Annotated in this window: 15 protein-coding genes; 3 read left to right on the forward strand and 12 right to left on the reverse strand. The window is 40.7% G+C overall.

Features of this window, described 5'->3' with window-relative positions; genetic code table 11:
- Window positions 1-98 precede the first annotated feature (98 nt).
- Complete coding sequence (locus KG708_RS06740; protein WP_213608671.1) at window positions 99-863, forward strand: outer membrane protein assembly factor BamD; 765 nt, start codon at window positions 99-101, stop codon at window positions 861-863.
- 320 nt (window positions 864-1,183) lie between these two features.
- Here the strand turns inward: KG708_RS06740 and KG708_RS06745 are convergent, their stop codons facing one another.
- Window positions 1,184-1,522: a P-II family nitrogen regulator gene (locus tag KG708_RS06745; protein WP_013464483.1), complete on the reverse strand. Its 339-nt coding sequence runs from the start codon at window positions 1,520-1,522 to the stop codon at window positions 1,184-1,186.
- A 162-nt stretch (window positions 1,523-1,684) separates the two neighbouring features.
- On the opposite strand from KG708_RS06745, the gene KG708_RS06750 reads away from it, so the two are divergent.
- Both KG708_RS06750 and KG708_RS06755 read left to right on the forward strand, forming a co-directional pair.
- A complete protein-coding gene (locus KG708_RS06750; protein ID WP_213608672.1) occupies window positions 1,685-2,230 on the forward strand; it encodes a GspH/FimT family protein in 546 nt (181 codons plus the stop codon).
- Between the two features lie 77 nt (window positions 2,231-2,307).
- A complete protein-coding gene (locus KG708_RS06755) occupies window positions 2,308-2,841 on the forward strand; it encodes a GspH/FimT family protein (protein WP_213608673.1) in 534 nt (177 codons plus the stop codon).
- 146 nt (window positions 2,842-2,987) lie between these two features.
- Here the strand turns inward: KG708_RS06755 and KG708_RS06760 are convergent, their stop codons facing one another.
- From KG708_RS06760 to ileS, 11 genes are all read right to left on the reverse strand, one after another.
- Window positions 2,988-3,401: a type IV pilin protein gene (locus tag KG708_RS06760; protein ID WP_213608674.1), complete on the reverse strand. Its 414-nt coding sequence runs from the start codon at window positions 3,399-3,401 to the stop codon at window positions 2,988-2,990.
- A complete protein-coding gene (locus KG708_RS06765; protein WP_213608675.1) occupies window positions 3,398-6,574 on the reverse strand; it encodes a PilC/PilY family type IV pilus protein in 3,177 nt (1,058 codons plus the stop codon). Before KG708_RS06765 ends, KG708_RS06760 begins: the two co-directional genes overlap by 4 nt.
- 1 nt (window position 6,575) lies before the next feature.
- The gene (locus KG708_RS06770; protein ID WP_213608676.1) at window positions 6,576-7,067 is read right to left on the reverse strand and encodes a pilus assembly protein PilX; all 492 of its coding nucleotides are present in this window, start codon (window positions 7,065-7,067) and stop codon (window positions 6,576-6,578) included.
- Entirely contained in the window at window positions 7,055-8,050 is a 996-nt protein-coding gene (locus KG708_RS06775) for a PilW family protein (protein ID WP_213608677.1), read from the reverse strand. Before KG708_RS06775 ends, KG708_RS06770 begins: the two co-directional genes overlap by 13 nt.
- Before the next feature lies 1 nt (window position 8,051).
- Window positions 8,052-8,612, reverse strand: a complete 561-nt coding sequence (gene pilV / locus KG708_RS06780; protein ID WP_213608678.1) for a type IV pilus modification protein PilV — start codon at window positions 8,610-8,612, stop codon at window positions 8,052-8,054.
- Between the two features lie 115 nt (window positions 8,613-8,727).
- Entirely contained in the window at window positions 8,728-9,438 is a 711-nt protein-coding gene (locus KG708_RS06785) for a LytTR family DNA-binding domain-containing protein (RefSeq protein ID WP_213608679.1), read from the reverse strand.
- The gene (locus KG708_RS06790) at window positions 9,435-10,469 is read right to left on the reverse strand and encodes a histidine kinase (RefSeq protein ID WP_213608680.1); all 1,035 of its coding nucleotides are present in this window, start codon (window positions 10,467-10,469) and stop codon (window positions 9,435-9,437) included. Before KG708_RS06790 ends, KG708_RS06785 begins: the two co-directional genes overlap by 4 nt.
- A gap of 25 nt (window positions 10,470-10,494) precedes the next feature.
- Window positions 10,495-11,424: a 4-hydroxy-3-methylbut-2-enyl diphosphate reductase gene (gene ispH / locus KG708_RS06795; RefSeq protein ID WP_213608681.1), complete on the reverse strand. Its 930-nt coding sequence runs from the start codon at window positions 11,422-11,424 to the stop codon at window positions 10,495-10,497.
- Entirely contained in the window at window positions 11,424-11,864 is a 441-nt protein-coding gene (gene fkpB, locus KG708_RS06800) for an FKBP-type peptidyl-prolyl cis-trans isomerase (protein WP_213608682.1), read from the reverse strand. Before fkpB ends, ispH begins: the two co-directional genes overlap by 1 nt.
- On the reverse strand, window positions 11,861-12,361 hold the full coding sequence (gene lspA / locus KG708_RS06805) for a signal peptidase II (RefSeq protein WP_213608683.1): 501 nt from the start codon (window positions 12,359-12,361) through the stop codon (window positions 11,861-11,863). The genes fkpB and lspA overlap by 4 nt, the downstream gene beginning before the upstream one ends.
- A gap of 12 nt (window positions 12,362-12,373) precedes the next feature.
- Window positions 12,374-15,202, reverse strand: a complete 2,829-nt coding sequence (ileS, locus tag KG708_RS06810; RefSeq protein WP_213608684.1) for an isoleucine--tRNA ligase — start codon at window positions 15,200-15,202, stop codon at window positions 12,374-12,376.
- Window positions 15,203-15,215: the final 13 nt, after the last annotated feature.

Consider the following 15,215-nt stretch of genomic DNA (forward strand, 5'->3'; position numbering starts at 1 on the left):
GGTTAGAATCGCTTTTAATAAAAGCATAACATAATACGCATAGTTTACTCGGTTTTACCCACTTGGCCTAGCCGAAGACATCGAAGGTAACAAATAAAATGATAAATAAAATAGGGAAACGTGCATTCGCCATTGTTTTTTCAGTTTCAGTGCTTAGTTTAGGGGCCTGTTCGTCTGCGCCTGATCAAGAAGATATTCAACGCGTACCCAACAGATCGGCACAGGCACTATACGAAGATGCAAAACAAACGCTTGATTCTGGTTTATACGCTCGTGCAATTGAATTATTAACGGCAATTGATTCTCGCTACCCGTTTGGCCCGTTTTCAAAGCAAGTACAAATGGATTTAGTGTATGCACATTACCAATCAGGTAATACAGAGCAAGCACTTGCTACCATTGACCGTTTTATTCGCTTAAACCCAAACCACAAAGACTTAGATTACATGTACTACATGCGTGGTTTGGTTAACATTAAAGCTGATAGAAACGCATTTCAAGAATACTTTGGTGTAGATAGAGCTGACAGAGATGCTAAACGCACTCGTGTTGCCTATACCGACTTATCGACCTTAGTTAAACGCTTTCCTGAAAGTGAATATGCGCCAGAAGCTAAACGTCGTTTAGTATGGCTATTAAATAGAATGGCTCGTTATGAGTTAAAAGTCGCAACTTACTACTACGAACGTGAAGCTTATTTAGCAGCCGCTAACCGCGGTAAATTCGTAGTAGAACATTACTCACAAAGTAGCTACCTTGACGCGGCATTAGCCATGATGGAAAAAAGTTACGATAAGCTTGGATTAACTGAATTAAGTGAGAATGCAGCGCAAACGCGTAAATTCAATAGCAGAAATAAATAATAAGAAAAAGGCGCTAGTTATTAAATTAGCGCCTTTTTACGAGGATTACCAGGGTCTGTTGACCTTTGCGGATTAAAATTTGTTCAAACTAGGGGCGGTTTAATCGCGGCGCGAGGTTTGTAACCTAGTGGGCTAAGTAAAAACCGAGCAACAAAGAGTAAATCGCCCCTAGGCAGAACCCGAAGGGCAGCGCCTGTTTGGCATTGATGCTGCGTTATCGCCTATTTATGGGGAATAACCACACCACATAGGCTCTGCCTTGCCTAAATACCAAACAGACTGCTGCAAATTTAACCTTGAAAGATCAACAGACCCTAGGACTAAATTGCCTCTTCATCCTCTTCTGCAGTACGAATTCGTACAACACGCTCTACGTCAGTGACAAATATTTTACCATCACCAATTTTGCCAGTTTGTGCTGTTTTAACAATCACATCAATAGCACGCTCTACGTCTTCATCACCAAGCACAATGTCTAACTTTACTTTAGGTAAAAAATCAACCATGTACTCAGCACCACGGTATAGCTCTGTGTGACCTTTTTGGCGACCAAAGCCTTTTACTTCACTCACTGTCATGCCTGTAATGCCCACATCTGAAAGTGCTTCACGCACATCATCAAGCTTAAACGGTTTTATAATTGCTTCTATTTTTTTCATAGTCATTACTTTTTTAAAGCTTCTGTTGCCTCGATTTTAGACAATCATTGAAGTCATAGCAAACAAAGTGATTGAATTACATCTGTAATAAAGCAATCATATACTTAGGTCAGCTTAAAACACATAATTAAAATACGTTAAGTAAACATAATGAGGATTTCGATGAAGACTAAAAAAAACGGATTTACCGTGTTGGAGCTAATGGTAACTGTTGCTATTGTTGCGATTATTGCCTCTATTGCTATGTGGAATAGTGGCACAATGCTAAAAGATAATCGTGCAGAAGGCTTTTTATTAGAATTAAAACGCAATATTAGCTTCGCTCGGTCACAAGCAGCGAGTACTGACGAAATCGTCATAATCTGCCCAGCTCCCTACAACAGCGTAAAAAATTCGCCCGAAACGCTAACTTGTGGCACTGAATGGGCGGGTGATAACGTTATTATCACCTTTATTGACGCTAATAATAATGGACAATATGACAGTGCTAACGACTCGCTAATAAGAATAATGGAAAAAGCAAACACAACCGATAAAGTCACGTTTTCTGGAAGCAACCAAATTCGTTTTAATACCAGTGGTCGTATTACTACAACACCTGGCAACTTTGTTTTTTTTCCAAACGACGACAAAGACACTAGTAAAGCACTCACTCTGTCCCAATCAGGTACCGCTTTTTATATAGGTTCCACAGATAAGAGTGATTAAAAAACGAACAATTTATTTGTCATACTTTTATTTTTTACTAAACTAACAAAATGGTCGTTTAATTCGGGGCTTCAGGGATGAAGTTAACACTACGTTTATCTACACAGTGTGGAACAACTCTATTAGAGCTACTTGTTAGCATTTCAATTGTGGCTATTGTGAGCCAAATATCGTTGTCTTTTTTACCTAATTTTTTAGCCCTTAACCGTGCAGACAATCAAATAAGTTTGTTACACCGACATATTAATTATGCTCGCCTTTACGCAATAGAAAATAGCAGTTACGTTACCCTTTGCGCTTTAAAAGGTAATGAGTGTATTAACGGTAACTGGCATGACCAAATTTCTATTTTTGTCGATAAAGACAAGTCTACTTCGCTTAACAGTGACGACAACATAATTAATATTTTTGAGCACACCCATAGCGCAGACACCTTAGAGTACCCGCGCAACGCCATTACATTTAGACCCGATGGCACGCTTAATGGTTTTCAAAACGGCACTTTTGTATACTGCCCTAACAGCGCAAAAGCAGAGCTAGAAGGGGTGGCTTTGTCCGTCAGCCAAACCGGTAGGATCCGCATTCGTTCGACCGATAAATGTACTAATTAACCTGATGTAATGCTCTCCTCCCACATTAGGTTAATCAATACCTTACAGCGGTATTAGGGGCGCAATATGAAAGTAAAAACAGTGCATACAGTTAAAAGCGAGCAAGCGGCTTGGCCGTTTAATAATGATACTTAAAAACTATTAAGTTACCTCCCCCAGCAATATTTAACATCAGACTTGCCCTTTGTACCTTCAGCACTTTTTAGGCCCAGCTCATTAATTGACAGCTCAGTGCAATCTGCATCACCTTTAACTGCCCCCGCAATAGGTTTTGCTGTAATAGTAAACGTATTATTTTCAACCTCAGCAGTCAGCGCAAAATGACCGTTCTCTGTTTTACTTTGAACACCCAAGTTACTTAACTCCTTGGTATACTCGCGGTTATCTACAAAATACTGCTCTTGTTTATTGGCTGCATCAAGTAATGCAGCGGCCGCCTCTGCCCTTGATGCGCGTTTTACATACTCACTGTAATTTGGCACGGCAATGGCAGCTAAAATACCTACAATGGCCACGGCTATCATTAGCTCAATTAAGGTAAAACCCGGTTGCTTGTTCATTTAATTTCCTTAATTACTTTACTCACTTCGTCGTTTTCTTCGCGCTTATAAATGTACATTTGCTGCGTTTTAAAACCAAAGCCTATCGGCTGTGTATCGTTAACCAGTTTAATTTTCCCATCTACAACATTCAATCCTGGCCCAATAATTTCAATAGGTCGCAGTGGATTTTCTGCATTTTGACCTTTAATACCCGGCCCTATTAAATAGAATTGGCTTTTAGGTACTTTTGAAGAGTCATCATCGCACTTTCCATCTGCATTACTATCAATACACGAGCCTCCAAAATAAAGTTGCGGGGTATCGGGTACTTCAGTACTCGTTGCAAACTTTAAATTATCATAAACCTTAGTACCGTAGTGCAAATGAAAGGCATACAACGAACCGCCTCCACCCGTTAAAGAACATTGGTTTTCAGTCGAATCTGATGCCGGGGTAAATGAAGTGAAATAAGCAACGCCTCCGACAACGGTCGCCGAAGCAAGGGATTTTTCACCCGGCGACAATGCATAATGCCAGCCTTTAAATTTATTAGTAAGCTCAATCTCTAGTCTGATAAATTCGTCTACATTAGATAATGCATTACCAAATTTATCATCATTCATAGACATTAAATTGTCAGATGAAATAGTTTCCGGTGCGTTATTTAGAAACGTTTTAGTGACTGTGTGTTCATCCCTTATCACAAAAAGCTCATCAGCTGTGGTTGAGTTTATCGGATTGGTACGATCGCCACTACCAATAATAATTGCATCATAAGGTGTATCAACACGAGAAATAACTCCTTTATTTTCAGTTACTTTACTAAACATTGTTCGTGCTATTGCTGGTTTATAAAAAAAGCGTCTATCTTTTCCACCAGCAAGAGAAGCTAACTTAAAGTGACTAAACTCACTTGTTTGATTACCTGGCATATCAATACGCCAAATATCTCCTCCGGTATCTGCTGCGTAAATGCGATCAATATACCCATCATAATTAGAGTCAAGCAGTGTCACGTCTGCAGCAATACTGTGTTGACCATTAAAACGATTGTCGCTGCGTAATGACCAAAGTTTTATGCCGGTTTGCGCATCGACAATAAACACATCGCGCCCCATTGAATCTGCATCGCGTTTATTGCCTTTGTCTTTATCTTTAATTGTGTCGTATCCACCACCAAAAACCAGTACTGGATTATCACCAAAGGCTTTTATAAACGCCACTTGCGGCTTAGACCAAGACTGACCTAATTCTTTAAAATCTGCGACTCCGCCTTTAATACTCCACATTAAAGAAGGTGAGTCAGGCTTAGTAATATCTAATCCATAATAGTTTTTACCGCCACGTCGCATTCCTGCAAATGCCCACACTGTATCGCCTTTACTGGCATCTATAATGCCATCATTTTTGCCGTCAGTATCAAGACTTTCATTTTTAGAATACACAGAGATTGGGCCGTCCATGCCATACACTTTTCCTGTTTCTTTGGCTCTTAGTGGCTTTATAATATTAAATAACGCTGAAGGTATGAATGCCCAGCTTTCAGTCACTTCGTTCTTACTATCATCGTCTTTAAACATGTGTAAAAAGCCTGCGTTTGTACCAATAAGTATGCGAACATCATTATTGCCGTAATCAATCGCCACAGGTTTAGAATGCAAGGGGTCACCAAAAATATCTGCACGTTGTGTACTGCCACTATTTTCGTTGTCAACATCAACACCACGCGCCCAGTTGATTGTAGAATCAAGATCGTTCTTGGTCACAGTAAAAAAGTCCGCTGCTGCCTGTTTATTATTGTTAAATGACTTAACAATCTCTGCTGGTGTAAATACCCCCCTGTCTGAAAAAAGCAGACGTCTATTGGGGGTTGTATTTGCAAGCATAGCATTTACGCCACCATTTTTTACTGAATTACCATCCGCTATATTGCCCGTAGTCCAGAACGTTTTAGCCTCGTTACTAATAAGCCCATCACTATTTAACGCAGGCTTTGATGACGAGTCTATAAGTGTACTACCCGCTACTTTTAATTTTTTTAAATTACCGCGCCACCGCGTACCTACCTCTGGATAAAACATCGCAAAGTATACCGCATCTTTGCTACGGGTTTGATCCACGTTATTACTTGCAAAAGACGGAGAGGTAAATGTACTGTTCTCCTCGCGTATTAATGTAATAGTATTTTTAAACGCCTCAGATAGTTGATCCGCCGAATTTGCATGAAGATATTTACCCCCCCCTACTTTTGCAGCTTCTTCAAGTAGATCAAGTGCCTCTAACCTCATACTATTACCAAAACCAATGGTAAATAAGCGAGCCGTATCAATCGAATCTGTTGTAGATGGATAGAGATCAACTTGCTTATCTTCAGTACCATGTAATATTCTCGCCAAAGCGACTAAGTAACTATTATAATAACCAAACGAATTAGCATCACGATTAAACAAGCTTTTATGAGTATTATTTATATCCGTATTCGCTTCACCATCATTTTGCGGCTCGCCGTCAGTCATTAATATAACGTTTATGGAGTTATCACAGCGCAGCGAGTTTTCTTTATCTTTTCTAAAAGGTGATTTGTAATTTTGATTATTATCAACACTTTTATCTCTGTCTTGAACACCATCTGCAAACTTAATACTTTTTCCTGTAATGTATAAATATGCCTCCCACAAAGTTTCTGTTAAGGGAGTTGAACCATACGCAGGCAAGTTATTAATTTTTGTATCAAGTGTATTTTCATTTGCACCTATTCTGGCGAGTACATAACCACCACCTGGCTCATTACCAGCGTTATAATTAAAACGCATCAGACCAAAATCAATGTCGTCGTTATCTTTAACCAATTGCTTCATTGCGTTTTTTGCAACACTCAAGCGACTTTCCTCACATATAGCTTGCGCATAACCATTGACTGCTTTATAGCATTGCTGATTCATATTATATTCTGGCCGGCTTTTAAAGCATTCAGCCTGATAAAAGCGACCATTATTTCTTTTATAACACTGCCCTCCATCGGTAACATCCCACGCCATACTCCCTGATGTGTCAAAAATAAATAGTACCCGTGGCTTTTCATCTATGTTGGCATCTTTGTTTACATACAATTCTATGTCTTCCGCGGCTGCGGTCATTGTAAAAAAAAGGCACATAATATAGGTAAGTACTAAATTAGTTGCTCGTTTCATGTTAAATCCCCTTACCTATATCTGCCATTTCTTGTGCAACTGCGCTAACAACCGTTAACTGGTGTTTGCTTTTAGAACCGTATTCTATTGTTGTGGTTACTTGTAACATGTTGCACGATACACCTTGAGTTGGGTTATACCTTCGCGGGCAATTGAGCGTTAATACCCCTTTATTTAAATTTGTCATGTTACTTTTCATGCCATCGTGCTCTGCTATGGTTTGACCTTTTTCAGGAATTTCGCTTTTAGTTAAGAGGAAATGACTAGCACCGCCACTTTTTGCCTCTTGTGCAATCACCCGCTGCACTTCACCAACGAGTTTGTTCTCTGCAACCTCTCGCTCTTGCGCTGCGTTAGTAATTTTTATATCTATAGTACTGCTACTCATTAATGTAACGGCTATACCTGTTACGGCAATAACCATTATTAGGGCAGTAATAAGCACCACCCCTTTTTGTTTGTGTCGTGTAGGTGTAAATGTTAAATACGCCATAAATTTGCCCCTACATTATTTAAACGAATAGTGGTTGTAAATACAGTACGCCTGTAGTTGTCATTAAATGTGAGTTCTCGCTTACCTGAATCTTCGCCAAGTATATATTTTTGATCATTAATTTTAATGCCTGCCTCGGGTTGCAGTGTTCTTACTAATAAGAATAATTGCACAGTCAAAATGCCTTTTTGGTTGTCCCATTCTGCCGCTTGCATGCTATTAACACTGCGATAAGCGTCGACTCTGCTATTACCATTAGTATCTAAACCAAAAACAAAGCGCACATTTTCTACACCTTCCATTATTGTCTCAGTTATCATCCCGCTGCTGGTTAAGCGTTTTCGCATAAGCGCTGGCACTGTGAGGCTTTTGTTATTTACTGTGTAGGTTTGCTCGCCAATGTAATAAACATGGTGACTATACGGCCACACTGTGGCGTTTACATTGAGCGTTGCGGCATCAACCTTGCCTTTTACAAAACGTGCAAGTTCTTGCTCCGCTAAAAAGTAATAACTGTTCTCAGCTGTTTCGTTAGCTGTTGCAGACACCTCTAATTGATTACCCTGCACAAACTTTATTTGTAAAATATCGGTATTTTTAACAGGATTATTAATACAATTTAGTTCTGTTGCACTGGCAGCCGTTTTAGCATAAATAGTTTTAAAATTGCTGTTGCTGACTAAATCAGGAAAACTGCCATTATTGTCACCCTCAAAGCAATCTGGGGTAATATTTGTTAATGACGTTGTGTTTGTCGTATTAAAACTACTATTGTAGTAGTTGCCCCAAAACCCAACTTGTTCTATATCGCGTTGCATAATATTGATGGCTAAACGCCCAGACTCTTGTAACTCGCCTATGGCCATGGTGCCTTTAGTGGTTGTTTTCATGCCAAGATAAGTGAACATAACGCCACCGAGGATAAGTCCACCAATGAACAGTGAAATCATCATTTCAATAAGCGTAAAACCTGCGTGCCTCATATTATCCCCTAACATAAATATAACTAGTAAGTACCACTAAACGGCGCTTTTTATCTGCAGTCCCACACTCAACCTTTCCTGCACTGTCATTTGCCGTAAACGCTTGCCTTCCTTGCCATGACACTATCACCTCAATGTTAAATGCCTTACCACCAGAGTCTGCTACTGCCTCAGGATTAATACACACGGTGGCAGCATCAAGAGTGCCGGTATTTTCACGAGCGCGTATTGCACGCTTCCATTGTTCTTTATCAAGAGCGGCAATCTCTGCACTCGTACACGAACCTGTAAAACAGCTTGCCGAGGAGTTAACGTCTGTCTCACTGGTAAAATTACCTTCGTAACGTGTTATAAGATCACGGGTATCATTGGCACGTATGCGTTGCATAATATCATTACCAAGTGCAACCGCAGCTGCGCGCTGCATTGAATCAAAGCTTGCTTGTTTTGCTTTGGCTTGCAGCGCCACTGCACCCAATAAACCAAAGCTTAATATAATAAACGCAATCAAAACTTCAATGAGTGTAAACCCTTTTTGCAATTTAAGATGAGTTAAAGCCATTACCGCACCCAATTAAAATAATCTAACTTTAACTATATACAATAACAACGCAGGTTCAATGAGCGCTGTGCTAAACGGTATAATAACTTGATGAGCGGTAAGGTATAACGCAGTATTAGCTGGGGTATAGTTCGCTTTTTACTGTTTTTAACGCTCGGCGACTTACCGTTAAAAACACGTTGCAACCGTGCAGCTCAATAACATGCAGATTATTTTTACGGCAATGTAAGGCTACTATTTTATGTTTATTTACTAATGTATTACGATGAATACGTAATAAAAACTGCGGGTATCGCGCTTCGAGCTGCTTTAAACTTTGCTCTACAAAGGCTTCGCCGCCTGCAAACACCATTTTTGTGTATTTTTCTTCTGCACTAAAAAAAGACACTTGTTCTATTTCTATGCTTTTTAGTGTCCCCGCTAGTTGGTAGCTTACCTTTTCTGCCTGTTGTTTTTGTATATGCACTTTATGCAAGCGCCCTAGTTGCGTTAAAGCGTTATGTAAACTTTGCTCTGTAATGGGTTTAACTAAATAACCTGCTGCATTTAATTGCAGCGCATCGAGCGCATGCTCACTATGTGCCGTAACAAACACGATGGCCGGAGGCAAGGCCAAAGAGTTAAGTTGCTTTGCCACTTCAATACCGCTCATCCTGGGCATATCTACATCTAAAAAAACTAAATCTGGGGTATGCTTCTTTATTAAAGCTAATGCTTCATCGCCATTACTCGCTTCACCTTGAACGCATATTGAAGGCTCATTCATTAATAAGCGCCTAATGCGTGCTCTCGCTAAGGGTTCATCATCTACAATCAGTACATTCATAATGTTTTCTCTGCGTGTTTTGGGATGACCACTTTGACTCTAAACTGATTATTTTTATTTGTTATTGTCAGTTGCGCCCGACCTTTATAATAAATACTTAAACGAGAACGAATATTATCCAGTGCCATACCATTATGCTCTCTTGTATTTACTACTTTAATAGGGATAGGATTAGTCACAATCAAGGTTAAATAATGTGTTGTCACATGCAGCTCAATGCTAATTGTAGCACCACTGGGACTTGGCTCAATGCCATGACATACTGCATTCTCTACCAAAGGTTGTAATGTTAGATATGGAATATATAGCGCAGGGAGATGTTCTGGTAATAACCACTCAACCTTTAAGCGCTCTGCAAAGCGCCATGATTCAAGCGAAATATACTGTTTAGTTAATGTTATTTCATCACTGAGTAATACACTTTGACCTGAACGCATTGCGGCTTGTGAAAGCGCCGCCAGTGCTAAAATTGCATGTTCTGCGGCCTCAACATTATGGTGCGTTAATTCTGCCGCTGTATTCAAACTATTATATAAAAAGTGTGGCCGGATCCGGGCTTGCAATGCGTCAAGCTCGGCACGTGACAGTGCTTTAGTTTGCTGTTCTTTTTCAAAATGAATAAGTAAAAATTGCACAAAAAGCAAGGTGATCAACAGCACGATAATGCAATTACGTAGCACAAAAAAAACAAGGGGGATCTCACCTTCAATATCAAAGGCAATATCAGAAAATACTAAACTAAATACAGCAGTACTTAACACATAGGAAGTAATAAAAAAACTAAGTTGAATAAAGCGGGTCTGTTTTTCAAGAAATCGACGACAAAGGTATAAAAAAGATGAGCTAACCAACACAGTCAGATGAAGCAATAAACTGATCGCTCCTAAATGCAGCCAAATATCGCCACTAGCATTAGGGGCAAACGCTAATATAATAGCCACAACTTGTGTCACTATGAGGGCTGCAAGCACACCACGCTCATTAAAAAGTGCCGAATAAAGTAGCGCATCTGCTGACAGTGGCTTACCCATTCGACCCTCCTTTACTATCTATAAATTAACGCAGCTCTACTGGTACAGCAAAAACGATGTTTTCTTCTTCACCAGGGTTTTCTGTTACTTGTTTGCCACCAAGCTCTTTTAAGCGGCTAATCACTTGCTGAACTAATACCTCAGGTGCAGACGCGCCTGCAGTAACCCCCACACTGTTGATACCGTCAAACCATGACGCTTCAACATTGCTGGCATCATCAATTAAGTATGCACGCGTGCCCATTTTATCAGCTAGTTCTCGTAAACGATTGGAGTTAGAACTATTTTTAGCCCCTACAACCAGTAGCACATCAACTTTGTCTGCTAAATCACGTACCGCATCTTGACGGTTTTGCGTTGCATAACAAATATCATCTTTACGCGGGCCATCAATAGCAGGAAACTTGCTGCGTAAGGCATCAATCACATCTGCCGTATCATCTACCGATAAGGTTGTTTGGCTACAATAAAAAAGGTTATCTGCATTCTTTACATCAAGCTTTAGAACGTCATCCACGGTTTCTACTAAGTAAATACCGCCTTGTTCGTTATTATACTGCCCCATAGTTCCTTCAACTTCAGGGTGTCCATGGTGGCCAATTAAAATGCATTCAATGCCTTTTCTGCTAGCACGGGTTACTTCCATATGCACTTTTGTCACTAACGGACAGGTAGCATCAAATACTTTAAGCTCGCGGCGTTTAGCCTCTAAGCGAACTGCCTGAGAAACACCATGGGCACTGAAAATAACAATGCTGTCGTCTGGAACCTGATCAAGCTCTTCAACAAACACAGCGCCGCGACTTTTTAAACCATCAACCACATAACGGTTGTGCACTACTTCGTGGCGCACATAGATTGGTTTTTCAAAAATATCTAAGGCACGCTCAACAATGCTGATAGCACGATCAACACCAGCGCAGAAGCCTCGTGGGTTAGCTAATAATATTTCCATTAGCCTTGCACCTCAACAATATCGACTTCAAACGTTAAACGTTGACCCGCTAGTGGATGATTAAAGTCGATAGTAACCGACTCGCCTTGCACTTCACGCACCAGACCCGGAAGCTCGGTACCATCAGGTTGAGTAAACGCAATAATCGCACCTACTTTAGCCGGCGTTTCTACACCAAACTTACTACGATCAACATAATAAATATTATCAGGATTAGGTTGACCAAAAGCATCTTCAGGCTCAAGTTCAAATGTTTTACTTTCACCTGCACTTAGACCAAGTAAGCATTTTTCGAAGTTAGGCGTTAAACTACCGTCCCCCATTTTCAACTTAGCAGGCTTATTATGCACCTTAGTCGAATCTGCGGCAGAGCCATCCTCTAATTTAATAGAAAAATGAAAAATAACCTCTGAATTATCACCAATTACAGCTTGGCTCATGCTTTATGCTCCTTTGGTTCTTCGCCTGTAAAGGCGTCAAATAGTAATAATGCAGCACCAATACAAATAGCACAGTCAGCAATATTAAATACGGGAAAATGTGAGTCTTCGTAAAACACATGTATAAAGTCAATAACGTAACCATAAGCGATACGATCATACAGGTTACCAATAGCACCTGCTAAAACCAGCGAATAAGCACCACATAATGTTTTATTAGACGCTGGAAGGCGTTTTAACCACCACACTAATAAGCAACTAATCGCGATTGCTATTGCACTTAAAAACCAACGTTGCCAGCCCCCAGCTTCGCTTAAAAAGCTATACGCAGCACCGTAGTTATGTACATAAGTAATACTAAAAACAGGTAGTAAATTAATTGATTCACCATAGGCCATGGTGTTTACAACCAGTGTTTTACTGGCAAAGTCTATTACAAGTAGTAATAGACTTAACCAAAGCCACACTAAACCACTTTTTTGGGTTAGTTTGCTCACTAAAAACAACTCCTAAGCGAATTGACGCATCTCACCTTCGCCGTCAACGTTACTAACACAGCGACCACAAATTTCAGGATGAGCTGGTTCAATACCCACATCGTCACTGTAATGCCAACAACGTTCACACTTTTTAGCATCTGTTGCTGAAACGCTAATGTACAAACCATCAATTTCAGTAGCTTGTGAATTTTCAGGTTGACTATCTACTTCGGTAACGTTAACCGCAGAAGTTAGTAACACAAAGCGCAGCTCATCACCTAATGGGGCTAGCGTTGCTGCAAGCTCTTTGCCGGCAAACAGGTTAACGGTTGCTTGTAATGTTGCACCAATCACTTCTTCTTTACGTGCTGCCTCTAACAGGCGGTTCACTTCGTCACGCACATTTAAAATAGCTTGCCAGTCTTCATTGCTAAATTTGGTCGTAGTTGGCGCTTGTAAGCCCTCATACCATGTTGAAGTAAACACGTAGTCACTGCGCTCACCCGGCAGTGCTTCCCAAATTTCTTGAGCAGTAAAGCTCATGATTGGCGCCATCCAACGCGTCATCGCCTCAGCAATATGGTAAAGTGCTGTTTGACAAGAACGACGTGCATGGCTGTCGCTTTTTGCCGTATACTGACGGTCTTTTATAACGTCTAAGTAGAACGAACCAAGCTCACCGGTACAGAAGTTCATTAGCTTTTGCGTTACTAATAGCATTTGGTAACTATCGTACGCAGCTAAAATTTCATCCTGTAGCTGGGCTGCACGTCCTACAATCCACTTATCAAGCTCAACCATATCATCCACAGCAACTTGATCTGTTTTTGGATCAAAACCGCTCAGGTTAGCAAGCAAGTAACGGCTAGTGTTACGAATACGACGGTAACGATCCGCAGAACGTTTGAATATTTCATCTGATACCGTCATTTCTGCAGTATAATCAGTTGATGCTACCCATAAACGTAAAATATCAGCGCCCAGTTTATTCATCACATTTTGTGGTGAAATAACATTACCGAGTGACTTAGACATTTTGCGGCCATTTTCATCAACCGTAAAGCCATGTGTAAGCACTTGTTTGTAAGGAGCATGGCCATTAATAGCAACTGAAGTCATCATTGATGACATAAACCAACCACGGTGTTGATCAGACCCTTCAAGGTATAAATCAGCAGGGCCCACTAAATCTTCACGCGCATCAACAACACAAGCATGAGTTACACCTGAGTCAAACCATACATCAAGTGTATCTTGCACTTTCATATACTGCTTAGCGTCTTCTTCACCTAACAAAGTCGCGGGCTCTAGGTCATACCATGCCTGAATACCTGACTTTTCAACAAGCTTGGCTGCTTGCTCAATCAGTTCTTGCGTATTTGGGTGTAATGCACCGGTGTCTTTATCAACAAACAATGCAATAGGTACACCCCACGTACGTTGTCGCGAAATACACCAATCAGGGCGGCCTTCAACCATGTTAGCAATTCGGCTTTCGCCCCACTCAGGTAACCACTGGGTATTTTTGATTTCAGCTAATGAATCTTTGCGTAAGTTAGCCTGATCCATGCTAACAAACCATTGAGGGGTTGCACGGAAAATAATAGGTGTTTTGTGGCGCCAACAATGAGGGTAGCTGTGTGTTAATGCATGATGATGCATCAATGCATTATTTTCTTTTAATACCTCAATCACACTCGCGTTCGCTTTAAACACATGTTGGCCTGCAAATAACTCGGTGTCAGGTAAGTACACACCGTTTGCACCAACGGGATTAGCCACTTCAAGATTATACTCAAGGCCTGCCACGAAATCTTCTTGACCATGGCCTGGTGCTGTGTGTACAACACCCGTACCAGAATCTGTAGTTACATGCTCAGCAACAATAACAGGGACGTTAAAATCATAAAATGGGTGTGCAACCATTAAGTTTTCAAGTGCCGCACCTTTAACATACCCTAAAGTATGGAAATGATTAAAACCAAAACGATCCATAGCGTCTTTAACAAGCTCAGAACCTAAAATCAGACGCTGCTGAACACCTTCATCTTCTACTTGTACCAAGGCATATTCTAAATTAGCATGCACAGCAACCGCGCGATTCGCCGGTAAAGTCCACGGTGTCGTGGTCCAAATAACAGTTCCTACACTTCCCGTTCCTTGATGGCCATCAGCTAAGTTAAACGCATTTACGACGGCGTCTTGATCAGCAAAAGTAAAGCGTACATCAATCGCTGGCGATTGTTTATCTTGGTATTCAACTTCAGCCTCTGCTAATGCAGAGCCACAGTCTGTACACCAATGCACAGGTTTTGCACCTTTGTGTAGGTGGCCATTTTTTATAATGCGTCCAAGTACACGAATCGCGTTGGCTTCAAAATCAAAGTTCATGGTTAAGTATGGATTATCCCAATCACCAAAAACGCCTAAACGCTTAAAGTCGCCCTTTTGACCCTCTACTTGCTTTTTAGCGTATTGACGACATTTCTCACGAAATTCTGCCGCAGTGACCTTAACGCCCGGTTTACCGACTTTTTTCTCAACCATTAGCTCAATGGGCAAACCGTGACAGTCCCAACCTGGTACGTATGGCGCATCGAAATCTGATAAGGTTTTAGACTTAACAATAATATCTTTTAATATTTTATTTACTGAGTGGCCTAAATGGATATCGCCGTTTGCATACGGAGGACCGTCATGCAAAATGAAAGTTTTTTTACCTTTCTTAGCGCTGCGAATTTGACCATACAGGTCGTCTTCATACCATGCTTTAAGCATTTTTGGTTCACGTTGTGCCAAATTGCCACGCATTGGAAACATTGTTTCCGGTAAATTCAAAGTATGTTTGTAGTCGCTCATTAATCCTACTTTC

The sequence above is a fragment of the Pseudoalteromonas sp. genome (assembly GCF_018402495.1).
In the GTDB taxonomy this organism is placed as follows: domain Bacteria; phylum Pseudomonadota; class Gammaproteobacteria; order Enterobacterales; family Alteromonadaceae; genus Pseudoalteromonas.

Coding starts and splice junctions, on each gene's coding strand:
- KG708_RS06765 (WP_213608675.1), bottom strand. CDS start 6,574: ATGAAACGAGCAACTAATTTAGTACTTACCTATATTATGTGCCTTTTT.
- KG708_RS06790 (WP_213608680.1), bottom strand. CDS start 10,469: ATGGGTAAGCCACTGTCAGCAGATGCGCTACTTTATTCGGCACTTTTT.
- ispH (WP_213608681.1), bottom strand. CDS start 11,424: ATGGAAATATTATTAGCTAACCCACGAGGCTTCTGCGCTGGTGTTGAT.
- pilV (WP_213608678.1), bottom strand. CDS start 8,612: ATGGCTTTAACTCATCTTAAATTGCAAAAAGGGTTTACACTCATTGAA.
- KG708_RS06770 (WP_213608676.1), bottom strand. CDS start 7,067: ATGGCGTATTTAACATTTACACCTACACGACACAAACAAAAAGGGGTG.
- KG708_RS06740 (WP_213608671.1), top strand. CDS start 99: ATGATAAATAAAATAGGGAAACGTGCATTCGCCATTGTTTTTTCAGTT.
- KG708_RS06760 (WP_213608674.1), bottom strand. CDS start 3,401: ATGAACAAGCAACCGGGTTTTACCTTAATTGAGCTAATGATAGCCGTG.
- KG708_RS06775 (WP_213608677.1), bottom strand. CDS start 8,050: ATGAGGCACGCAGGTTTTACGCTTATTGAAATGATGATTTCACTGTTC.
- fkpB (WP_213608682.1), bottom strand. CDS start 11,864: ATGAGCCAAGCTGTAATTGGTGATAATTCAGAGGTTATTTTTCATTTT.
- KG708_RS06785 (WP_213608679.1), bottom strand. CDS start 9,438: ATGAATGTACTGATTGTAGATGATGAACCCTTAGCGAGAGCACGCATT.
- KG708_RS06750 (WP_213608672.1), top strand. CDS start 1,685: ATGAAGACTAAAAAAAACGGATTTACCGTGTTGGAGCTAATGGTAACT.
- KG708_RS06755 (WP_213608673.1), top strand. CDS start 2,308: ATGAAGTTAACACTACGTTTATCTACACAGTGTGGAACAACTCTATTA.
- ileS (WP_213608684.1), bottom strand. CDS start 15,202: ATGAGCGACTACAAACATACTTTGAATTTACCGGAAACAATGTTTCCA.
- KG708_RS06745 (WP_013464483.1), bottom strand. CDS start 1,522: ATGAAAAAAATAGAAGCAATTATAAAACCGTTTAAGCTTGATGATGTG.